This window comes from Lacticaseibacillus parahuelsenbergensis (assembly GCF_030770265.1).
Taxonomy (GTDB): Bacteria; Bacillota; Bacilli; order Lactobacillales; family Lactobacillaceae; genus Lacticaseibacillus; species Lacticaseibacillus casei.
In genome coordinates this window covers 162,378-184,991 of record NZ_CP132482.1, presented here as the reverse complement: position 1 = coordinate 184,991, position 22,614 = coordinate 162,378, and the positions used below count along the sequence as shown (strand labels likewise).

General features: G+C 47.5%; 20 protein-coding genes. 6 read left to right on the top strand and 14 right to left on the bottom strand.

What is annotated here, in order from left to right; translation table 11 throughout:
• Nucleotides 1–232 precede the first annotated feature (232 nt).
• Nucleotides 233–2,614, bottom strand: a complete 2,382-nt coding sequence (locus LACPH_RS00850) for a phosphoketolase family protein (protein ID WP_274784183.1) — start codon at nucleotides 2,612–2,614, stop codon at nucleotides 233–235.
• A 390-nt stretch (nucleotides 2,615–3,004) separates the two neighbouring features.
• Here LACPH_RS00850 and LACPH_RS00845 point away from each other — a divergent pair, with 390 nt between their 5' ends.
• From LACPH_RS00845 to LACPH_RS00835, 3 genes are all read left to right on the top strand, one after another.
• Nucleotides 3,005–3,151 (top strand): hypothetical protein, encoded by a 147-nt coding sequence (locus tag LACPH_RS00845; RefSeq protein ID WP_274784182.1) that lies wholly within the window; start codon nucleotides 3,005–3,007, stop codon nucleotides 3,149–3,151.
• A gap of 25 nt (nucleotides 3,152–3,176) precedes the next feature.
• Nucleotides 3,177–3,347, top strand: coding sequence for a hypothetical protein (locus tag LACPH_RS00840; RefSeq protein WP_164976626.1), 171 nt, complete (start codon nucleotides 3,177–3,179; stop codon nucleotides 3,345–3,347).
• Between the two features lie 156 nt (nucleotides 3,348–3,503).
• On the top strand, nucleotides 3,504–4,952 hold the full coding sequence (locus tag LACPH_RS00835) for an MFS transporter (RefSeq protein ID WP_274784181.1): 1,449 nt from the start codon (nucleotides 3,504–3,506) through the stop codon (nucleotides 4,950–4,952).
• Between the two features lie 88 nt (nucleotides 4,953–5,040).
• Here LACPH_RS00835 and LACPH_RS00830 read toward each other — a convergent pair whose 3' ends face one another.
• The gene (locus LACPH_RS00830) at nucleotides 5,041–5,337 is read right to left on the bottom strand and encodes a thiamine-binding protein (RefSeq protein WP_047106579.1); all 297 of its coding nucleotides are present in this window, start codon (nucleotides 5,335–5,337) and stop codon (nucleotides 5,041–5,043) included.
• Nucleotides 5,338–5,355: 18 nt separating this feature from the next.
• A complete protein-coding gene (locus LACPH_RS00825) occupies nucleotides 5,356–6,075 on the bottom strand; it encodes an endonuclease III domain-containing protein (protein ID WP_274784180.1) in 720 nt (239 codons plus the stop codon).
• Nucleotides 6,076–6,199: 124 nt separating this feature from the next.
• Here LACPH_RS00825 and LACPH_RS00820 point away from each other — a divergent pair, with 124 nt between their 5' ends.
• Entirely contained in the window at nucleotides 6,200–7,021 is an 822-nt protein-coding gene (locus tag LACPH_RS00820; protein ID WP_025013585.1) for a metallophosphoesterase family protein, read from the top strand.
• A gap of 121 nt (nucleotides 7,022–7,142) precedes the next feature.
• On the opposite strand, the gene ulaA is transcribed toward LACPH_RS00820, so the two are convergent.
• The 3 genes from ulaA to LACPH_RS00805 all read right to left on the bottom strand — a co-directional run bounded on the left by ulaA (nucleotide 7,143) and on the right by LACPH_RS00805 (nucleotide 10,967).
• A complete protein-coding gene (gene ulaA, locus LACPH_RS00815) occupies nucleotides 7,143–8,480 on the bottom strand; it encodes a PTS ascorbate transporter subunit IIC (RefSeq protein ID WP_049172921.1) in 1,338 nt (445 codons plus the stop codon).
• 108 nt (nucleotides 8,481–8,588) lie between these two features.
• Nucleotides 8,589–9,458, bottom strand: a complete 870-nt coding sequence (locus LACPH_RS00810; RefSeq protein ID WP_010489931.1) for a class II fructose-bisphosphate aldolase — start codon at nucleotides 9,456–9,458, stop codon at nucleotides 8,589–8,591.
• A gap of 12 nt (nucleotides 9,459–9,470) precedes the next feature.
• Nucleotides 9,471–10,967, bottom strand: coding sequence for an FGGY-family carbohydrate kinase (locus LACPH_RS00805; RefSeq protein WP_274784178.1), 1,497 nt, complete (start codon nucleotides 10,965–10,967; stop codon nucleotides 9,471–9,473).
• A gap of 165 nt (nucleotides 10,968–11,132) precedes the next feature.
• Between LACPH_RS00805 and LACPH_RS00800 the strand changes: the two genes are divergently transcribed.
• Nucleotides 11,133–11,885, top strand: a complete 753-nt coding sequence (locus LACPH_RS00800) for a DeoR/GlpR family DNA-binding transcription regulator (RefSeq protein ID WP_025013581.1) — start codon at nucleotides 11,133–11,135, stop codon at nucleotides 11,883–11,885.
• A gap of 133 nt (nucleotides 11,886–12,018) precedes the next feature.
• Here LACPH_RS00800 and LACPH_RS00795 read toward each other — a convergent pair whose 3' ends face one another.
• Together LACPH_RS00795 and LACPH_RS00790 are read right to left on the bottom strand one after the other, a co-directional pair.
• On the bottom strand, nucleotides 12,019–13,209 hold the full coding sequence (locus tag LACPH_RS00795; protein ID WP_070652291.1) for an acetate kinase: 1,191 nt from the start codon (nucleotides 13,207–13,209) through the stop codon (nucleotides 12,019–12,021).
• Nucleotides 13,210–13,390: 181 nt separating this feature from the next.
• Nucleotides 13,391–14,737: a replication-associated recombination protein A gene (locus LACPH_RS00790; RefSeq protein ID WP_274784177.1), complete on the bottom strand. Its 1,347-nt coding sequence runs from the start codon at nucleotides 14,735–14,737 to the stop codon at nucleotides 13,391–13,393.
• A gap of 158 nt (nucleotides 14,738–14,895) precedes the next feature.
• Here LACPH_RS00790 and LACPH_RS00785 point away from each other — a divergent pair, with 158 nt between their 5' ends.
• Nucleotides 14,896–15,225 carry a hypothetical protein gene (locus LACPH_RS00785; protein ID WP_025013579.1) on the top strand — a complete coding sequence of 110 codons (330 nt, stop codon included), beginning with the start codon at nucleotides 14,896–14,898 and terminating at the stop codon, nucleotides 15,223–15,225.
• Between the two features lie 81 nt (nucleotides 15,226–15,306).
• On the opposite strand, the gene LACPH_RS00780 is transcribed toward LACPH_RS00785, so the two are convergent.
• The 6 genes from LACPH_RS00780 to LACPH_RS00755 all read right to left on the bottom strand — a co-directional run bounded on the left by LACPH_RS00780 (nucleotide 15,307) and on the right by LACPH_RS00755 (nucleotide 22,537).
• Nucleotides 15,307–16,293 (bottom strand): DUF805 domain-containing protein, encoded by a 987-nt coding sequence (locus LACPH_RS00780; protein WP_274784176.1) that lies wholly within the window; start codon nucleotides 16,291–16,293, stop codon nucleotides 15,307–15,309.
• Between the two features lie 141 nt (nucleotides 16,294–16,434).
• Nucleotides 16,435–17,886, bottom strand: a complete 1,452-nt coding sequence (locus LACPH_RS00775) for a helix-turn-helix domain-containing protein (protein ID WP_274784175.1) — start codon at nucleotides 17,884–17,886, stop codon at nucleotides 16,435–16,437.
• A 409-nt stretch (nucleotides 17,887–18,295) separates the two neighbouring features.
• Nucleotides 18,296–19,381 carry a WxLIP family cell surface protein gene (locus LACPH_RS00770; protein WP_306387102.1) on the bottom strand — a complete coding sequence of 362 codons (1,086 nt, stop codon included), beginning with the start codon at nucleotides 19,379–19,381 and terminating at the stop codon, nucleotides 18,296–18,298.
• A gap of 82 nt (nucleotides 19,382–19,463) precedes the next feature.
• A complete protein-coding gene (locus LACPH_RS00765) occupies nucleotides 19,464–20,231 on the bottom strand; it encodes a WxL domain-containing protein (protein ID WP_306387101.1) in 768 nt (255 codons plus the stop codon).
• Nucleotides 20,232–20,233: 2 nt separating this feature from the next.
• Nucleotides 20,234–20,584 carry an EF2685/EF0750 family sortase-dependent surface protein gene (locus LACPH_RS00760; protein ID WP_274784173.1) on the bottom strand — a complete coding sequence of 117 codons (351 nt, stop codon included), beginning with the start codon at nucleotides 20,582–20,584 and terminating at the stop codon, nucleotides 20,234–20,236.
• A gap of 15 nt (nucleotides 20,585–20,599) precedes the next feature.
• The gene (locus LACPH_RS00755; protein ID WP_370531186.1) at nucleotides 20,600–22,537 is read right to left on the bottom strand and encodes a pectate lyase-like adhesive domain-containing protein; all 1,938 of its coding nucleotides are present in this window, start codon (nucleotides 22,535–22,537) and stop codon (nucleotides 20,600–20,602) included.
• Between the last annotated feature and the right edge of the window lie 77 nt (nucleotides 22,538–22,614).

Genomic DNA, 22,614 nt, shown 5'->3' with positions numbered 1-22,614 from the left:
TGTTTCACGGCTTTGTCACTTATCGCGGCGACTCGTAGCTGGTGTGGTCGCATAAATGCTGATGCAGCGGAAGCGTATGCGGTTACACATTCTTGTCGGATTAACGCCAATATCTTGGTTTCCAAAATGTCGGAATTTTCACGTATATCCCAACCAAAAAAATCGACCTCCAGTTGCGGAGATCGATTTTCGTCATGTTCATCTGTTAATGTCAAACAACGCTTAGACCTGATTACTTAATCGGCTTCCAAGTCCATTCCTGCACTTCAGGGATATCTTCCCCGTTTGCACGGATGAAGTCATGGTGGTATTGCAACGTGTCATCCATCTTCTGAATGAAGGCTGCAGCCTTTTCAGCATATGCCGGCACGTGCTGAATGACATCCTTGGCTAAGTGGAAGCGGTCAAGTTCGTTCAGAACCCGCATGTCAAATGGTGTCGTGATGTCGCCTTCCTCACGATAACCATGAATCAGCACATTGCGATTCTGGCGGGTGAAGAAGATATCGCGAATCAAGCCTTCAAAGCCATGATAAGCAAAGAGAATCGGCTTGTCGGTGGTGAAGTAGCTGTTGAATTCGGCATCACTTAAACCACGCGGATCGATTTCCGGACTACGCAACTTCAGAAGATCCAAAACATTAATGAAGCGAATCTTCAAATCCGGGAAGGCATCATGCAACAAGTTGATCGCTGCCAAGCTTTCCATGTTCGGCTCGGTACCCGCTGCAGCCATCACAACATCCGGTTCAACGCCGTCGTCATTGGAAGCCCAATCGATGCGTTTAAGCCCGGTATTGGCCAAAACAGTTGCTTCATCAATACTGTAGAACTGTGGCCGTGGCTGCTTGGAAGTGATCAGCACATTGACCGTGTTTTGTGAGCCAAACAGTTTTGGTGAGATCGCCAACAAGCTATTCGCATCCGCTGGCAGATATTCGCGGATATATTCAGGCTTCTTTTCCGCCATGTGGGTCAAAATGCCTGGATCCTGATGAGTGTAGCCGTTGTGATCTTGCTGGAATGAGGTCGAAGTCGAGACCACATTCAGACTTGGATAAGCCTTGTGCCATGGTTCTTCATGAGCCTTACGAATCCACTTGAAGTGCTGGGTGAGCATCGAATCGACAACCCGCAGGAAGGCTTCGTAACTTGTGAACAAACCATGACGGCCGGTCAGCGTGTAGCCTTCATTGAAGCCTTCTGACTGATGTTCGGACAGCTGTGAATCAATGATCCGGCCAGCTGGTGCCAGGTATTGGTCAGCCGGTTCCTTGATTGGTTCCAACCATTGCCGGTTTGTCACTTCAAACAAGCTGTAAAGCCGGTTACTCATGGTTTCATCAGGGCCAAAAATGCGGAAGTTATGCGGATTCAATTTAATCAAATCACGCAGATAATCGGACCAGACAATCATGTCCTGCTTGATCTGCTTGCCATGCTCCTTGTTGTCCAGCGCATACTTGCGATAATCCGGCAGAACCAATGGCTTTGGATCAATACCGCCATTGGTAATCGGGTTGGCAGCCATCCGTTGGTCACCCTTTGGCGGCAAGGCGGCCAATTCCGGAATCAACTTGCCATTTTCGTCAAATAGCTTGTCCGGATGATAGGACTTCAGCCAGCCTGCCAAAGAATCCGCATGCTCCATGTCTTCGGCATCAACCGGAATCGGAATCTGGTGCGCACGGAATGATCCTTCAATCGGTTCGCCATTCCAACTCTTAGGACCGGTCCAGCCTTTTGGTGAGCGGAAAATAATCACTGGCCAATGTGGCATGGTGGTGTCGCCGGTTTCACGGGCGTGCTTTTGAATTGCCTTAATCGTTTCAATCGCATCATCCATGACCTTGGCCATTTCCGGATTCAGCTTGGTCGGATCGTCGCCTTCAACAAAGTATGGCTTCCAACCCATGCCCTCAAAGTACTTGGTCAGATCTTCATCTGACTTCCGGGAGAGGATCGTCGGGTTAGAAATTTTGAACCCGTTCATATGAACGATTGGCAGAATCGCGCCATCGCTAATCGGATTGATGAAGGTATTGCTGAACCATGAAGCTGCCAGTGGGCCGGTTTCCGTTTCGCCATCGCCGGTCACAACCGCCGCAATGACATCAGGATTATCCAGAACCGCACCGGTTGCGTGACTCAACGCATAGCCTAACTCCCCGCCTTCATGAATCGAACCCGGCGTCTGGGCACTGGCGTGTGACGCCACGCCACCTGGCCATGAGAATTGCGTAAACAGGCGCTTCATGCCTTCTTTATCCTGTGAAATCCGCGGATAAATTTCCGAGTATGACCCGTCCAGATAAGAATTGGAAACCATGACCTGACCACCATGACCCGGACCCTCAATGTAGAACATGTTGAGGTCGTACTTATTAATGACCCGGTTCAAATGGGTGTAAATGAAGTTTTGACCGGCAATCGTGCCCCAGTGACCGATCGGATGCGGCTTCACATCTTCACTTTTGAGTGGCCGTTCCAGCAACGGATTGTCCTTCAAATAGAGCTGGCCAACCGACACGTAATTAGCAGCTTGCCAGTATTCTGTCATTCGGTCGAAGTATTCCTTGGATGAGTAATCAACAGTCTTAACTTTTGTATCCATGCTCATACCTACTTTCGGTTTTAATGAGTTAAGTATAACACAGATTGACGAAAAATCACTTATTTTGACTTAAATTCGCTTAAATTGCCTTAATCTTAATTTGGTTAATTTTTCCAAGAGCGTGAACTGGCGCGCTTAGAAGTCGGAGTATAAGTGGCCTTAGGCGCAGACTTCTGCGCCAGTGAACGCGTTTATGGAGAGCGTGAATCAGCCCGGTTAGAAAACGGAGTGTAAGTGGCCTTGGGCGTGATGGCCCGGGCTTAGGCCATTGCGACCAAGGTCCTTACACGCAGGTTTCTGGGCTGGTGAACGCGTTTCAACGCAAAGTGATGGTAAAATAAAGTTGGATTCAAGGTTTGACGATCTGGAGGCACGCGAAGGAGGAAACCTATGAAAAACCATTTTTTGAAAACATTCATGGCCATCGCGGCAGTCAGTGCGGCGGCTTACTGCTTAAAGCGTTTCAGTGACGAACTTGTCGTCTACGTCTCACCCGACAAAGACGCCGGTGACAAGGATGATTGGACAGACTTTTAAGGCTAATGCCTAGGGGGCGATTGTTTTGTCACTATCACAAATTGATTGGCTGTTGCTGTTCTTCGCCTTGGTGGGTGCGCTTAGTTTGATCCTATTTGATCAGGTGCTGGCAGCCGCCGTGATTATCATTTTGATGGCAGGTGCGATTGTGGTGGATCGTCACATGCCACGTCATCCACGACGTCCTGCATTGTAAAAAGTTCAGACGACCGTTCGCTAGAAAATGGCGGGCGGTTTTTTATAGTAGTTGCTCAATCGAAGCAATGTACACGACATCCCCCCTTCCTCCGTTATCTAATACTAAAAGTCTTGACCCCGATTGGTACAATGTAAGTACTAAGGGGATGCAAACATGGCGACAACAACGAAACCTCAAGGCCGCGGCCTGGTGATGGCGGCGGTTTTTATTGCAACGTTTATGACTTCGGTTGAAGTAACGATTGTGACAACTGCTTTACCTGCGATTATTAGTGACTTGCATGGGCTGGCTTATCAAAGCTGGATCATGAGCGCTTACCTGCTGACGACAGCCATTACCACGCCGATTTACGGAAAATTGGCAGATGCGATCGGCCGCCGGGGGATTTTCCAGTGGGGCGTTGTGCTGTTCACAGTCGGCACTTTGCTGAGCGGCTTGGCACCGCATATTTTATTGCTTATTTTAGCCCGTGCTTTGCAGGGGATTGGCGCTGGGGCGGTGATGCCGCTGACGTTTACCATCATTGCCGACTACTATGATTTCGCTCACCGTGCGAACGTGATGGCGCTTAATAATACAGCATGGGGGCTGTCTGCCTTGGTTGGACCGCTCATTGGGGGTTTTTTGGTCGATCAATTGTCGTGGCACTGGGTTTTCTTCGTCAACGTGCCACTGGGTATGCTGGTCTTCTTCCTCATTCAGGTCGGGTACCGTGAACCCAGCCGCAAGCATGTGTCATTAACGATTGACTGGCTGGGTATTGCTTGGCTAGCGGTTACGTTAATTGCCCTGCTATTAGGTATTCAGGCGCTTGATCAACAGCCCTGGCTGGCGGCACTTTTGTTAGTCCTGGCATGTGTGGGTGGGTACCTTCTATTTCGGCAAGAACAACGGGCAACCGATCCGTTAATCGCACCGCAAATGTTTCAGAGCTTTACTTTTACCGTACAGATTTTGACGGCATTATTGCTTAGTGGGGTCTTAATTGGTTATCAGGTTTACTTCCCGATTTGGTTACAATCGTTGTACCATTTAGGCGCAACTGCAGCCGGGCTGGTGGTGACGTCTAGTTCCGTTTTATGGCTGGCATCATCTTTTCTAGTCGGTCCCTTGATTAAAAGATTTGTACCGCGAACCTTGTTGTTAATGCTCGTCTTCATTCTGACATGCGCCTATTTACTGCTCACGGTTGCTTCGCCGAATTTTCCGGTATGGGCTTTTTACGTGATTGCCATGGTTAATGGAACGGTGATGGGGATTATCATCAGCATGAACACGGTCCTTAGCCAACATCTTGTGCCAGATCGTTACGTCGGGTCGGCTACCAGTATTTTGACGCTAGGGCGCTCGCTGGGCCAGACGGTGATGACTGGCGTATATGGAGCCGTGCTGACTTTGGTGATTCGGGCGAACCTGCATGGGCTTTCTTTCAAAACCATCAATGCGGCAATCAGCGCCAAATCAACCACCTCAGTTCACAGTCCGCAAGCAGCCGCCGCGATTCTCACCGGTCTGCATGGTGTTTTCATGATGGTCGTCGTGATGATGGTACTCGTCTTGATCATTAATTGGCGTGATCCTAATCGCGACATTATTCAGTAACTAACGAAAAGGCGCTAACGGATACCAGTGATTGGCTGAATCCGTTAGCGCTTTTCTCACAGGCAGGAGTGATGACTTCATGGCCTGCCTAATGCTTGAACTTATCGACCTTATCAGCAATCGACAAGCCAGTATCTTCAGGAAAATAATTGATCTTGGCATACACCATCTGGGAAGTGCCGCCAGCTTTTGCCGTGACTACAGGGATCTGCTTCAAAATAGCCATGAGCTGATCGTAATCGCCTTCCATGGTCGTTTCAAACGCGCTGACCTCATAATTGACACCGGTTGATTGAATATAGGCAATCACCGCATCGACAACCTCCAGCACTTTCTTTTGATCCGGATACATTGGCAAAACCTGTACCGCAATACTTGCATTCATGACACTCGTCCTCTCTATTCACTCATTGGATGATTCTTCTGCGTGACGCCAATTACCACTGCCAGGATCATCGTGCGGCGGTTCAACCTGAGTCGCTTCCGGTGGCCACTGATCTTCGGTTAAATTCGGTTGGAGTAAAAAGTGATCGTCGTAGGCATGCCGCACTTGCGTCTTCCCGTGCTCGTCAATCAATGCATGCCATTCGCGGGCGTCATCCAGACTGATGCCAGCCAGTAACGGCGCAAAATCGGCCTGCATTTTGGCGTAATTCGTGTACGGGCCAAACCCCAGCCGATTAAATAGCCGCATTGCATAAGTGTCCGCAACAAATGTCTTCTTGCCAAACGTGTACATTAGCATCACGTCAGCCGTTTCATTACCGATGCCGTTTAACGCCAGCAAGGTTTTCCGCAGCTGATCAGTCGGTTTTTTGGCAATTTCGGTAAAACTGCCGCCTTGGGCCACGAACCACACTAACAGATCATGAATGCGTTGCGCCTTTTGCCGATAAAAGCCCGCTGGCCGGACGAGTTCTTCAAGTTCGGCCTGCGACAATGCCAAAAGTCGCTTAACACTCATATATGGCCGCAAGTTATGGACAGCCTGCGCAACATTCTTGGAGCTGGTCCGTTGAATCAGAATCATCATCAGCCAATCTTCCAGCGAATTTTGTTGCCACCAGTACTGTTTGCCATAATGTTGGCTCAAGTTATGCATGACAATCAGCCGTTTATCCATCTTTTCACCCCTAACCATTTATTAATATCGCACAATCGGCAAAAAATAAAGTAAACTGTACGTAACGGTTATTTTAATCAGACCATAATCGCTCACGCAGGAAGACGTTGAGGAGGCGATTGCGATGACCATGATTGTTGTTTCGGATATTCATGGCAACTTAAAGACAATGGATCGAGTCCGTTTGATGCAGGAAAAGTACCCGCATGTACTGACGGTCTATCTTGGTGACTACATAGATGGCTACCCTTATGGCGGCCGCGTCTTGGCTCAGATTCATGAACAGGTTCAGGATAGTCAGGCGATCGCAGTGCGGGGCAACCATGATCAGATGCTCTTAGACTACCTGGCTGATAAAGATAATCCTTGGTTTATCAATGGCGGTAAAGCAACGTTGCGCCAAATGGTCAAGGATTTTGCGCCGACTGTCAAAGGAATGAGTCTTCGTGAAGCGGTGCGCACACATATGGCACCGTTAATCTCATTTATCGCGGAGATGCCAACCGCCATTGCTTTTGATAAGCTTTTGCTCATTCACGCCGGCCTAGACTTTTCGCTGGCAGACCCGTTAAAGGAAACAACGCCGTTTAACCGGATGTGGGTACGTGAACCTTATATCTATGATATGAAGCAAACCCAAAGTCGTAAACACCCGATTTTTGCGCATAACCCGCTTAATAAAACCATGATTACGGGTCACACGCCGACCGCGCTGATTTATGGCGAATATGAGGATCAGGTTAAGCCGCCGATCGCCGAAACCACTTTTACCGGGGGTTATCCGAAATGTCCGGTCAAGGTTATCCAATACCCAGGTGAATCGCCGCGTTACTTTATTGATGGCGGCAATCACATGGGCTTCAAAGCCAATTACGGTAATATCTGCGTTTTTGACGAAACAAAGGGCGTCATGATTGACTCGGATCAAGGGATTAATGCTGAATGAACTTGTCAGCTGACGAACGCTACAGAAGCCTCGCTAACGCCAAGAGTACAAAAAAGATGCAAGCAGCAAATTAGCCGCCTGCATCTTTTTTTGTCTGACTCCACTCATCAGACCCAGTAAATTAATCAACCAACTTCTTCTTGTGCAAAGCACTGAAGACAAATGGGAAGGCAAAGATGATTAGTGCTGCGATCATAATCGGCCACTTGCCGACTTTGGCAATGAGTCCCAAGATAACGCCGATGGTATTGAAATCACTATCAGACCAATATGTTGTGGTGTAGCCCAAACCACCGTAAAGACTGGTGGCAATCAGTGGCAGGAAGCTCAAGATGATGCCACCGAGAAATGGTCCAATCAAAGCGCCTTTTCGACCGCCAGTGGCATTGCCAAAGATGGCTGCAATCCCACCGCAGAAGAAGTGCATGACGATCCCTGGGATGACAATGGTGGTTCCGATCAAAATCTGAACGCCCATGGAAAGCAGACCGCCAAGTAGGCTGACCAGGAAGCCCGCGAGCAAGGCATTAGATGTCCCCTTGAACAGAATAGCGAATGGATAACCAGGTACAGCACTTGGCACAATCTTTTCACTGAATCCTTTGAAGGCTGGGGTAATTTCTGCCAGTAACATGTTAACGCCTTGGACCAATACGATGATCCCGGCTGTGAATTGTGCGGCCTGCAGCAACGCCCAAACATATGGATTCAGGTTAGTCAATTTACCAACATAAGCCGGACCGGCCACCGCAGTCACAACGAAGAACAGAATGGTCATGACGATGGTCACCGAAACGTTACTATCTTGCAGAAAAGCTAATGATTTCGGGAAATTAATATCTTCAATAGATTTTGACTTTTTATCTTTATTGACTAGCGAACCGATTTTAGCAGACATCCAGTATTCCAGCGTGCCGAAGTGGGCAAAGCTCATGTCGTCGCGGCCTGTGATAATTTTCATCGTTGGGTGGGCAATTGCTGGGAAGACACAGAGGATGACGCCGAGGGTCATGGAACCAAAGACAATTGCTTCAAGCGTATTCAAGCCGCCTAAAAGCATCACCGGTGTCAAGCAACATGCCATGTAAAAAGCATGGTCGCTTGATAGAAAAATATATTTGAACTTGGTGATGCGGGCCAGCACAATATTCAACACAAGTCCGAAGACGAAGATAAAGGTGGCAACCGTGCCATATTTTGCGACGGTCACACCGATAGCGGCTTCGTTACTTGGAATCATGCCGTGCATGTTAAAGGCCTTGGTGAACAGCTTAGCGAAGTTATTCAAAGCGCCAACGATGATGTTGGTGCCGGCCAGCATGACGACGAACCCGATAAATGCCCGCACCGTGCCACCAATCACTTCGGTAAAAGGCTTACGCAGCGCAATCAGCCCTACGCAAACAACTATTCCGGCAATGATGGAAGGTTGGCTAAGCATATCGACCAGAAATTTCATGAAAAAAACCTCCTTGTGGTGAGTGTGAACGCTGAACTAAAGCGCTCACATTATTTTCCTGAAAGTAGGCGGATAGCAACATCGCTATCCGTCCACTTCTGGAATCAGTTAAGCCTTCCCTGCCGAACCAAAGACGCGCAGACGGCCGCGAATTTCTTTTTCAACCATTTCGGTTTCCCAGATGCTGGCATCTGAGATGAATAGCTGTTTGTCGCTATCATCCTGTTCCAACTTCTTCTGGACACCTAGAGCAACGCGGTGAACCATTTCAGAATAGTAATTGATCTTGCAAATGCCATTTTCAACGGACTTGCGATATTCTTCATCAGTCAACCCGGAAGCACCGTGAACCACTAATGGGAAGTTAACCAAATCGGAAATTTCCTTCAAACGACTGAAGCTCAGGTGTGGCTTTTGCGTATAAACACCATGAACCGTCCCATACGCAACCGCCAGCATATCGATACCGGACTCTTCAATGAACTGCTTTGCTTCTTGCGGGTTGGTGTAAGTCTTATCCAGATCCGCATAATCCACTTTCTTATCGCCGCTGCCTTCACGATTCATTGGTCCGAGTTCGGCTTCAACCGTGATATCCAACGGCTTGCAGATCTTCACGATTTCTTTGGTCTGCGCCAGATTATCGGCAAAATTCTCCTGCGAAGCATCGACCATCACCGAGGTAAATCCAAGCCGAATCGCCCGCATAATATTGTCAAAGGTTTCACCATGGTCAAAATGAACCGCAACCGGAACGCTTGCTTTACGGGCAATGTTCAGCATCACCGGCGCAATTACATCTAGTGGCACATACTTATCATGCAACTCAGCAAATTGAATAATGACTGGTGAGTTTTCCTTTTCGGCAGCGCCAACAATCCCACGAATCATTTCGATGTCGGTGACGTTAAATGAACCAACTGCATAGTGACCTTCCTTGGCCTTTTTAATCATTTCTTTTGTGTTAACTAAAACCATAATGATTTCCTCCTATAAGTTCCGTAACTTCTTACCAAATGCATACAGTTGCTGATACTTTTTGTACTGGTGGTTGTAAAAGGCAACATTCTCCGGAATCGGCTTGAAAACTTTATCAATCGAAACTAGCTTCTTCATGGCGGTTTCAAAAGAATCAAACAAACCAACCGCAACGCCAGCCATGATAATGACACCCATGGTTCCTGATTCCTTCATATGAACGCGGCCGACTTCGCGGTTAAAGACGTCCGCTTTGATTTGCAGCCAAGTATCTGACCGCGAGCCACCGCCAGTCGCCCGCAGATGATTGACATGCATCCCGCCAGCTTCCATGTTGTCCAGATTCATGCGCATCTCAAAAGCCACGCCTTCCATAAGTGCCCGATAAATATCAGGTTTTCGGGTTGCACCGGAGAGTCCGAGAATCATGCCACGCGCATCTTCATCAAAGTAAGGAACCGCTGCACCGGAAAAATGTGGCAGAACCAACAAATTCGTTGGCTTTTGCGGTACATATTTATCAAAGATGTTGTAGACGCTGACCCCGGATAACTCGGCCGCCTGAACTTCTTCAAAACCAAACGTATCACGATACCATTTGAGTGATGTGCCGCCATCATACATGTAAGCAATGGTGGTATATTTGTTATCCAGATACGGCACCGTCGGATAATTCTTTTTGGCATTCTCCTTGAGATGGCTGGTATCTGTGAAAATCGGTGAAATATTATCGACCGAACCCATCCCGTCAGTCGCATCGCCAACATCGATGGTGCCAGCGCCAATCGACACACAAATTTGGTCATGGGCGCCGGTAACAAGTTTCATGTCGGCGTTAATCCCTAACTCAGATGCCAACTCCGGCTTGATCGTGCCGACCACCGTGCCTAGGCGGTAACACTTTGGCAAAAGCTTGCGATCAATGCCGGCTGCTGCCAAGATGTCCGGATCCCAGTCATTGGTCGAAACGTTAAATGCCAGCGACCGATCAGCCAGGGTGTAATCAATCGCATCAACATTACCAAGTTTGTATAGGATATAAGCGCCGTAAAGCAGGATACGATGAATCTTTCCATAAAGTTCCGGACGGTGTTTTTTGATCCACATGATCTTAGGTACCGCGAATGTCACCGCCGGATTCAACCCGGTTTTATTCCTGATGTCCTCAGCCGAAATCCGCGTCAGCAGGTCCTTTAATTCATCCTTGCCGCGGCTATCTGTCTGCAACATCGTGTTCATCAGCGGCTGCCCTTGATCATCAACGGCAACAAACGCTTCACCGAACGATGAAACACTGACTGCCAGCACATCTTCCTTAACGAATTTTTTCGATTCCTGAATAACCTCCTTCGTTGCCGACCAGACCACGCTTGGATCCAGCTCGTATTCACCTTCCCTGGGAACCGACGTCTCATATTCCCGGTAGGCAGCAGAGAGAATGTTGCCTTGATTGTCTGTGATCGTACTCTTTACCCCGGTTGTCCCGAGATCCAATCCCATAAGTGCCACGTTGAAAACCTCCTTCGCTTTCGTAAACCGCTTTCATAGTGTAGTATATGAGTTGTGAAAAATAATGACAACGTGTGACGAGTAACTCGATAATTTTTCATATTTTTTCAAACATGTGCTATAATTTTGCATAAAATCATTCAAATTAGGAAAGAAGGCGCTTTAATGGTTTCTTTTCAACGGCAAGATCAAATTCTGAAAATTTTAAATGCTCAACAATTCGCCCGGTATAGTGACTTAGCCAAGCAGCTTTTCGTCAGCCCTGCCACCATCAGACGGGATACACTGGATATGGAAAACCGTGGTTTGATTAAACGGGTTCTAAATGGTGTCACGTTAAGCGAGGAACCCGAAGACGTCCCCTATGATTATTCGGTAACCTTGAACCTTGATGCCAAGCGAACGGTCGCATCAAGGGCGGATCGGTTGATCAAAAGCGGCATGAGCCTGTTTATTGATTCGAGTACCACTGCTTTAGTTCTAATTCGTGAATTAAGTGGTATTGATGAATTGTACATTGTCACAAACGGGATTCTGGTTGCACTTGAAGCTTCCAAACATAAAGGCTGGCACGTCAATCTTGTTGGCGGTGCGGTCAATAAAATGCTGGAAAACATTAGTGGCGACCGAGCGACGCGTGACATTGAAAATTACCAAGCTGACCTGGCAATCTTCTCGTGTCGCGGACTGATTGCTGCCGGTGCAACCGATGCTAACGACCAGGAAGCTAACATTAAGGGGGCGTTTGCAGCGCACGCAGACCAGGTTATGTTACTGGTAGATCACACCAAAGTTGGTAAACATCAACTCTATATGAGTGCACCCATGAATACGCTGGATTACATTGCCACTGACAAGGCCATGCCCGAAGATATCGTCAGCACCGCGCGGGCGAACCATGTGCAGATTTTTGACTGAAGCCATGAAGCTTTAGTGAGGGCAAAAAAATAGACGCTAGATGACAAGCGATAAAGCTTGTTTCTAGCGTCTATTTTGGGTTTCTGGTGTGGCAAACCCTTTTATCGTGATCGTTGCAATCGGTTCTGGGTCTTTAGCTTAAGGCCATCACGTCGCGCACGATCATTAACTCTTCGTTCGTAGGTACCAGTAACGTCTTGACCGTTGAATCCGGCGTGCTGAGATCGGTTTCGACACCATGTGACTTGTAATTGAGATCATTGTCGATCTTGGCGCCGAGGTAGCCCAGTGAGCGCATAATCTTGTCGCGGATTTCATCCCCATTTTCGCCGATACCGGCAGTGAAAATAAGTGCGTCTACCCCGTTCATCAAGGCTGCATAAGAGCCAACATATTTCACAACCCGATTGACAAAAATATCCAATGCGAGTTTCGCCCGCGGATTCGTATCTTCGGCCGCTTCCAAGTCCCGCATATCGTTGCTTAAACCGGAGATGCCCAGTAGCCCGGAATCATTGTTGAGAATATGAATCATCTGGCCAACATCCGGAATGTCCAGTTTCTTCATCAGGTAAGCGACCAGTGATGGATCAATGTCCCCAGAACGCGTGCCCATGGTTACCCCAGCCAGAGGCGTAAAGCCCATGGAGGTATCAATGGACTGGCCATCTTTAACCGCGGTGATACTGGAACCAGAACCCAAGTGCATGACAATCATCCGTAAATCTTCCAATGGTTTGTTCAGCATTTCGGCAGCACGCGCGCTCACGTAACGCACACTGGTTCCGTGCGCACCATACTTACGCGCGCCATACTTTTTGTAATAGTCGTAAGGAATGCTGTACAGGAAGTTCTCAGGCTGCATCGTTTGATGAAAAGCCGTATCAAAAACCGCCACTTCAGTCGCCCATGGCATCATTTTCATGAAAACCGCGATATAATCAGCTTCAACTGGATTATGCAATGGCGCATAGTCACGCAGGTTTTGAATCTGCAGCAACGTCTCATCGTCAACGACAACGGATTCAGCAAAAACTTCGCCACCGGCAACAACGCGGTGACCAACACCGATAATTTCATGCAAATGCTCGACTAAGCCCAAAGACTTGATATTGCCCATCAAACTGGCAACCGCTTCTTGGTAGTTGGCAATCGGCGTATCACTTTCGTATTTTTGACCGTCACCATATTTAATTTTAACTTTCGATTGCGGCTGGCCCAAACGATCAACCAAGCCCTCGGCCAATTGAACCTCAGCCGGCATATCAAAAAGTTTCCACTTCAGGGTAGAACTGCCTGCGTTGACTGCGAGAATCTTCGCCATTTTTTTATTCCTCCTATAGATAAGTGAGCGCGAACCAGTGCGGTCAGGGACCGGAACATAAGTGGCCTTGGGCGTGATGGCCCGATCTTGGCCATTGCGACCAAGGTCCTTATGTGCAGGTCCCTGCACTGGTGAGCGCGTTATGATGAGCGCGAACCAGTGCGCGCCGGTATCGTCCCAATCACGACTTTTCCTTAGTATCCGGTGGTGTAGGGGTAGGGTGTTGCGCGTGCCATGCCTTAATCTGTTCGAGTCGTTCTTTGACTTTCTCCTCGCTGCCTTGATCAGTAGGATGATAGTAAGTTCGGCCCACCAGATTATCCGGCATGGTCTGCATCGTTGTCAGCTTGTCTTTGGCATTGTGGGCATATTGGTAATCTTTCCCATAACCGAGATCCTGCATCAAATCAGTTACCCCGTTACGAATTTGAAGCGGGACCGGTTCAGCCAATGTTTCGGTTGCATCTTTTTTGGCGGCACCATAAGCCGTATAAAGCGCATTGGATTTGGGTGCCAGTGACAAATAAGTAACGGCATGGGTTAGGTGCACCGTGCACTCCGGCATACCGATAAACTGACATGCCTGATACACGGTGACGGCGATTTCCAAAGCTCGGGAATCGGCCATGCCAATGTCTTCACTGGCAAACCGAACTAGGCGGCGGGCAATGTACAATGGATCTTCGCCTGCCTCTAGCATGCGGGCCAACCAATAAATGGCCGCATCCACATCAGAATTGCGCATCGACTTGTGTAATGCCGATATCAGATTATAGTGCTCTTCCCCGTTCTTGTCATACAATAAGGCCTTTTTGGTCAATAATTGTGCGACATCGGCTTGCGTAACCGAGACAACATCCCCTTTGGTCTCGGCGTTCGTGACGGCCATTTCCAGCGTATTCAACGCGATCCTCGCATCGCCATTGGCAAAATCGGCAATTTGCCCCAACAGCTTTTTGCTGATCTTCACCTTCTGTAAGCCATAACCGCGTGGATCCTTCAGCGCTCGTTGCAACAAGTCAACCAGTTCTGCACTGGTCAGGCCATGCAAAACGAACACGCGCGTCCGCGACAGTAACGCAGCGTTCACTTCAAACGACGGATTCTCGGTCGTGGCGCCAATCAGGATAATGCTGCCTCGTTCGACATACGGTAAAAAGGCATCCTGTTGCGCTTTATTAAACCGGTGAATTTCGTCAACAAACACAATCGTCTTTTGACCCAGTTCGCGATTCTGCTCAGCCTCTTTCATCACCTGCTTAATCTCTTTGATCCCACTGGTGACCGCAGAAAACGTTACAAACTGTGCTTTGGTTCTCCTGGCAATAATCCGCGCCAGGGTCGTTTTACCAACCCCAGGCGGACCCCAGAAGATCATCGAGCTAATCTCATCATGTTCAATGAGATTGCTCAACACCTTATTCTTGCCTAACAGGTGGGTCTGGCCGACAAACTCATCGAGCGTTTGTGGCCGCATCCGACTCGCCAACGGCTGAAAGTTACCATTTTGAAACAGACTTTGATCCATATGCTCACCCCCGATCAACGTCCAGCCCTAATTTTAAGCGTTTTCAAGCTGCGACGCAATCATTCCATTGTTCTATTATTGTGTTAACATAATGATAAGTAAATTCATAACCACCCGACGTTGTCACAGCAACGTACGCAGGCCTCAGGAGTGATAAAATGGCACAACCACCTTCATCGCTAGAAGGATTTCCAAAAGGCGAATTTGCGGCTTTTTCAACCGCTAAAATGACCCACTTCCTACCTTACTCGCAGGACACAACTACGAAAGATCTAAAGGGATTCTTCGGCACCAACTTCCAGTACCTCACCAAAACACCAATCGGTCGGCTCAAAATCGAAATTCCGAACACCGAACCGCTCATCGTTCAATATGGCGAAATCATCGCCCGTTTCACCAACGGCAAGTTCAAAGTCATCGACAGCACCTACTTCCACAAGAACTTCAACGATCCGCTGGTTGATGAGGATTCAAAAGGCATTTATTGAGCCAGTCAATCTGTTGTGAAACAAATTAAAAAAGTGCCGCCATCTCAAATGAAGGTGAGCACTTTTTTGGTGCAAAATACGTTACTGTTGGTCTCCTAAGTTTTTAGGTGGTAAAGCAAGGATGACGATCTGCACAATGGCGAGAATCAATGGAATCAAGGTTAAGACAAAGTTTGGATTGCTTGCTTGAAGTGCCGAAACGAAATTTGAAACGACATAAAACGCAATAAACCACCATGGACTAACGCCTGCATCTCTGAACCGGCGCCAGATCACCGTCAACATTGGCAAAGCTAGCATGGACCATGCATAAACAATCGCCATAATAAGCATCACCAAAATGATCGCACCGGAACCTAACGAATTAAAAATGCGTACGGCATCTTGTGGCTCAAATTTCCCTAAAGTGGCTGCACCAATAAACGCAGCGACTAGCGAAAAAATAACAAATAAAAATGTCGGCACGATAATCAAACCGTCAAACAAAACGCTCCACCAGTACTGACTCCGACTAGATGTCCCGGTAAAATCGCCACCCCGAAGGAAGAGATCTTTAACAGCTGCCCCGAAACTCACACCGATTGTGCTGGGTGAGTGCGGCTGAACCGGAAAAGACTTTACTTCCTGCTCTCGGCTAGGTAACACTAAGACAATAAGATCGGCCAATCCTGCAACAAGCGGTAAAACAATTATAGGCCAAATTCCCATGCCGCTAACCGTCAGTACTGGTCCCGCTAAAGCAACAATCACTAAGACCAGGTACCACCACGGGCTAACCTTGGCATCGCGAAACCGCCGAATCGTTAAACTTAATTGCGGATAACTTAAATATACAAAAATAAGCGGCAATGATGTCATAATTGTTGATATAAGACTATCGCCAAAGGATTTCGTTGTTTGGCCAATTGCCGGATCAGTAACCCGGAACAAACCGACAATCACGACGCCCAGCAAAAATTCGACTAAGAACACCCACCAATACTGTGCCCGTGAACTAACACCTTTGAAGTCACCAGCACGAAAGAAGAAGTCCCTTATCGCTGGCCAAAAACCATTTTCTCGTTCCATAGTGCCTCGCCTCCAGTTGTGAATATCGTGAGTATAACATAAGAAATCTATAGATCAAAAAAAGATACGCTTGGATAAAAAAATAGTTGTGTGAAACACTCACGTTTAATCACTCTAGGTGCAGACTGCTACAGTAGTCGTTCAAACACCATTCGGCACTAAGCGAAACGCCAAAAGCTCGCTAATCAAATGCTCCCAATCTTCCGCTCGCGGTGGCGAAAGCCAGATCACTTTAGGAATATCGGTATGCCGGTACGCGTTAACCAAATCAGTAATGATCAGGCGCGTCTTCGGCTGCACCTCATTAGTGACTTTGACATTTAACATCGAGAATCGCTTGATCCCCCGTTCAATAATGGTGTTGTAAGCTTCCCCCAAAGTGAAATCAACGCAAACATACAGTGGTTCAAGCACACTACTCAGCGGCACATTCGCCACCAGTGTCAGTAAGCAACGATAAAAAATGAATTGGGCCTGCTGATCATCTAACGCGGCCTCTTGTTGCCGCACATAGGTCTGACAATATTCAAAAAACTCCGGAAACGTTCTGGCAAAATAAGCAATTTCGGTATGATATTCAAAGAAACCACTTCTAAGCGGAAAGGCAACAACATCGATCCAACATTTATCAACTTCGTAAGTGATATTTTGCTTCGCTTCCAACGTTAATGTAACACCAAACTGTTCTTCAAATCCACGAATAAAGTCGCTGCTTCTTTGCGTCACTTCATCCGGAAAAATTACTGCCGGAGCGGAAATGATTCCCACAATGGCAAGAAATGTACCTAAATAATCGCACTCATTGCTGATAGCTTGCTCATCGGCGGGAAAATGAGTCTGAAAAATCGCAATCACTTTGCTCCGTTCTTCAAGCGCCTGCTGCCGGATTTTGCTGATCAGTTTGGCAACTTCCGGTGAAGTCGCAACGAAATAGCCTTGTTGAAATCGCAATAGGCTAGCGAGCAAATAGGCTTTGGTTTCAATCAGCTGACTCATTGATGGCGCAATGGCCGGCGTGTCAATCAACTCAAGAAGTTCATGCAAGGCTGTCCGAATCTCGTTATCAAACGTTTCTTCACCGACGTGGGTAATGATGATAAGTTCCGCCAATAATAAGCGAATGGCTAACTCATCACCGGTCAACTCGCTGTTATTGTTAAGGTTAATCCCCCATTTTTGCAGCGTTTGGCGCAGCGCCGTGAAACGTTTATACATAAATGTATAACTGACATAATGTGCTTCCGCAAAATCATAGAGATCAAAATTTTGTCGTTGCGTCACCAGTAACATCAGGATTTTGATTTGGTAGGAACGCTCAAGATAATGATTCAAAAAGACGAAAATGTTGGTGTTGTGATTTTTATGCAAAGTTGTCGTCGTGTCGGTCACTTCAATATCAAATAAACCGGACAGTTGAAACGTATCAATGTCATCGGCAATCTCTTTAGTCCGCCGTTTAAAGAGATAATACGAAATATCAAGTTTGTGTTGTAATTCACTATTCCTCAGTCTCTGGTTTGGATGTTGATCAAGATAATGCAGCAGCTGGAGTTTCTTTTGATCATTTTTTTCCATTAATTCAGATAATCTCATAAATACCACCCTCACCTTAAGACTAAAACCAACCCGCTTACCTGATGTCGTGCCTTCACCTAATGATCAAATACTCACATCATCAATGAAATCAAGCCTTCAATTTTGCTTTTACACAATTCAAATCACATACATGACTAAAAATTCGCACAATTAGGCTGTCAGCGTCCTCAGACGTTGGCAGCCTAATGTGCGGATTTTAAATCTGTTGTTTAAGTTGGGCGCCGCTTGAAAATGCTCATTTTTTAATAAGCGCGTTCATCATGAACCAAATAGTTGGTTGGGTTGCAACTACTTTTAACCTAAGCAAATTCATTCATATCCTTAGGTACTGCCCGTTGAGCGCCGCGTGATCCGAAGTCAAAAGAAGTATCAATGTTTACCCTAGATTGTAACATGTTTAATCTACTCATTCACGTTCCGTGCTTTTTTTGTGCTTGCGTTTTAGCAGCACAATCACCAATAGCACAATGACGATGAGCAAGATCGCGACCACTGCCAGCAATGCATAGACCCACCAATGATTGGTTGACTTCAGGGTCACATCTTTTTGATTCAGATTCTTGGCAGTATGGTCGGTAATGGTAAATTCTTTGGTCAATGTCCAGTGATTTTGATAGCGTTGTTTGGCACTGTTGGTTTGCCGCGTCACCTGGCCATCCGAGCTTTGGTTACCATAGACCTCTAGTTGGGCAATGTAAGTGCCTGGTTCCAAGGCCTTCCCTGCCAAGGCAATCGGAAAATCGAAAGTCGTGTTAGGGGCTAACTGCATGCCTTCTTTTTTAACACGATAAAGCACCTTTTTGGCCCCTTTGGCATGCACATTCGCGTCAATGGCAACTTTGTTGATGAACGTCGGCGTGATGTTCTCCAGAGACGCGGAAATGACGTTGCGATAGTTCACCTGGCTCGGTTTAACGGTATTCAATTTCAGGTCTGGCGCAACCGGTTGGGTCGTCTGTTGAAGCACAAGACCAATGACGTAGGAAAAACGATTGTTGATCGACAATCCCTTGCCTTTTTCTTTATTGGCCTGATCTTCCGTTTGATGCTCTTTAAGCGTGATCCCACCGGCCATCTGCCCTTTCAAGGCGGCATCAGGCATGGTGACATCTAAATTCAAAACCGTATTGCCCTTAGCTGGAATCTTGATTTGGCTAGGCGCTTTGACATGATCCTTGAGATTAAACGCAAGACTTTTGGCTGGTTTAATGTCGTTAGGACTATATTCCACCACGCCATTAATGTTGGTTGTCGCGCTAGCAATACCGACATCGACTTCGACCTCATTTTCGGTATCATTCCGAAGATCAACGTGAAGGGTTTGCTTAGCGCCGCGATCCATTTTGATGTCAAAATAACTGACATCTGTATGAACCTGATTGTCTGGCAGCTGAGCCTTTGCGGCAAAATTCAATTCTGAACCAAAAACATGCGCGGCAGGGGTCAACAACATGGCAACAAACGCTGCTAAACAGAAAAATATTTTCTTCACGGAAATCTCCTTTTTAAAAATGGTGTCTCGGTAACTATCGGCAAAATCATGCTAATGCTGGTCAAAATCCGGTTATTTTTGACTAAGGCTTAGGCCTTACGTTGGCCGGGGTTGATTCTAAGGTCCAAGTTAACGCGGTAACATACGCCTTGGCCATCTTCGGTGTCTTACCCGGAACTGACAATTCAACGGAACGGCCCATTTGCTTGTCGTCACCGAAGCGGTAGATCCATGTGCCCATCCCTTGGTCCTTGACCGCTTCAACCGGGGCAATTTGGGCAGTGCCCGGAATCAATTCAAATGATGCCAAACCGGTTGGGGCGTACTTCGAATCGGTGGCTGAAACCAGACTCGCATTCTTGAATTTCAGTTGCGCGCCGATCAATTCGCGGGTAGCATCATCTTTCACGGCGAACTGTTTGTCTTGTTTCACTTTCAAGGTCCAACCTTCAAAAGTTCCACGCTTATCGGAAACCTGCACATAATTAGGCCGGTCAACCGTCGTGCCATCTTGTTGGGTGAATACTTGTGGCTTCGCATAGTATTTGGCATCATCGCTGCTGATCGCTGCTTCGCCGAACGTAAAGCTAGAAGCAAAGTCCAGTGACAGCGGGCCGCTTGTCCCCGGTGTCGGGTTGCCGCCTGGATTACTCGGATCGATCGGCTTGATTGGATTAGGATCGGTAGGATCAAGCGGATCTTTCGGACCGGTACTTGAGTTGTCGGCTTTAAACGTCACCTCACCGTTTGAAATCATGTCGTTTGCTGAAGCTGCGTTGACTGCTGCCGGTGCTACAAGTCCTACCAAGGTTAATCCCAATAACGGTGCTGTCCAGATACTCTTCTTCATTTTTATTTTCCTTCTTCCTTATCTTCTTTGGGTTGTTTAATGATGAAAAACAGGAGCATGGTGACGATCAACAAGCTGCCGATTAAGCCGTATAGTAGTTCCGGTTGCTCCCCAAGTCGCGGAACGAGGCCGGACCTGGACGGCGGGGCTTGTGACGTCGCTGATGGCTGATATTGCTGGTGACTTGACGCCTGAGCCGACGGTGCCGCTGATGGTTGTTCAGGCTCAGATGAGGCCGGTTGAAAGAAAACAACCTCACCTGTCGACGTGTACTGACTATCTGCAATGGCAACGAGTCGTGGGTGGCAGGCGAGTCCCAGCAAAAGAACAGCCAGTGGCAACCATTTTTTCATTCGGCCTATCCTTTCTTAATTTCCTGGCACGTCTTGCAGTGACCAGTCCAGTTCCCCCGAAAAGCTGCCGATTTTTTGCTTTTCAATCGGCAGGGTCAATTTGAACCCGCGAGCTGAGCTGTCAATGGCGGTATTCCATTCACTGCTAACATCGCGTTCGGTGATACCAACATTGACTTCAGCAAGAATCGCCTGACTGGACAGAGTTTGTTCCTGACCGGCCTGATTCGTATAGGTTAAGCACCGAGTCGCATCCACATTGCCGTTTTTAAACGGGCGCGCCATTCTGAGATAGAGGCGTGACTTTTGGGAGCCATTCGTGCGTGAATCTTCAATTTTCAAGCTGCCTTGAACGCGTGGCCGTAATATTTGTGTCAATCCCGTGACCGTTTGACTACCAAAATCCAGATCCGGCACGCTGATGACGGCTAGCTTGCCTGCTGGTTTCGGAACCACTTGCCGCTTTAATTTAAAAACCGAAGCATTGCCCACCTGGTTTGCAACATCAGTGGGAAGTGCTGTTGGTTGCCGACTTACATGCTTACCGTTAAAAATCCAATCATCGTCACCGGTTTGCGTTGCCAGTAATTGACCGTCAGCATGCACCCCGTACCCTTTTGTTTCTTGGTTAAAAGGTTCAAGCCGCACATTGGCCTTACTGGAAACCAAACCGGTGGGACTCGTTCCCCCGCATTTTCCGGTTTCAAGTGTTAATTCATCGGCGTTATCAAGCGTAATGATGCCTTTCCCTTTCTTGAAGAAATCACCATTGACGTTTTTTAAATTTGCTTTCGCCCCAGGCCCTAGATTGATACTGGAGTTACTATTGAAGTTAGTTGCACTAACCGTTTCAGCCAACAACTGGCCATTTTTTTGAACATCGATGGTCAAATCGTGGTTATAGAACATTAAGTTACCAGCGTCCGTTCTATTCGTCTTAACATCCAGAACCGCCTCTTCGCCAATGACGATACGGTTGTTGTGGATTGCGCCGATGCCGGTGTAGACAAGCGCATTGGTGGTATCGACTTTCAACCGCGCTCGCTTCTTTAGTTCCAGATTCAACGGCCCGGTTGACGGCCAAAAGGTTCCCAGAACCTCGCCTTTGGCTAAGGTGATGGTGGTGTCCGAATCTTCTTCAAATAAAAAATTAGTGGCTTCGGCAAATTCCTGGATGAGGATTGACCCCGGGTTCTTCGTCGTATAAAAATTGTTTTTGCCTTTGAAAATAATCTGGTTACTTTTATCGCGAATGTGAATCGGTTGCGCCCCATAATCTGAGTAATAGTCGACATTTTCAATGATGATCTGACTGTTTTTAATACTATTGTCTGCCGGCGCAATGCCGTAGTAGTTATTAGCTGAATGTTTAACAGAAGCCTTGCCGATTTTAATATTTTTAAACGTAATCTGGATGCCACTGGCCGCAAAATAAATGCCGCGGTGCCAGTTTAGGCCGCCATTGTACATATAGGTGTATTTGTGATCGCCATCAATGGTGACTGACTGGCGCACCGGGATAGCGGCGGCGCCAATATTGATATCAGCGGTTAAGCGAATATGCGTTTCACCACTTTTAATGGCGGCTGCCAATTCTTGAGCAGTTCCTACTAGAAAAGGTGAGGATTGGCTGGAGCTTGTTGCGGGTGCTGCTCTTTTTTGCCGCCGCTTCGAGGTCGCTGCGTCGTCAGCTTGATCAGTTAGCGCTTCGTGAGTTGTATCGCTTGCGATCGGCTGACTGGAAGACGCCGCGTTGGTGCTGCTCGCGGTCGCTTGATTTGAACTCGTCGATGCTTCGCTACTTGTCTCAAGCTTGCTTTCGTAGCTAGTAGATGGCGCCTGTTGATCCGGTTGTGAAACCGAAGCTTCATTTAAGACTGGGCTAGGTGCTGATGAAGCTGCCTGTGAACCGACATTTAATGTAAGTGGTTGCAACAGCATGACACCTGACAAAAGCCAAAAAAAAACTGTTTCATTTGTTTCACCCCTTTCTCAATGTTATTGATTATATAAGGCGGTTCTGACGTTTG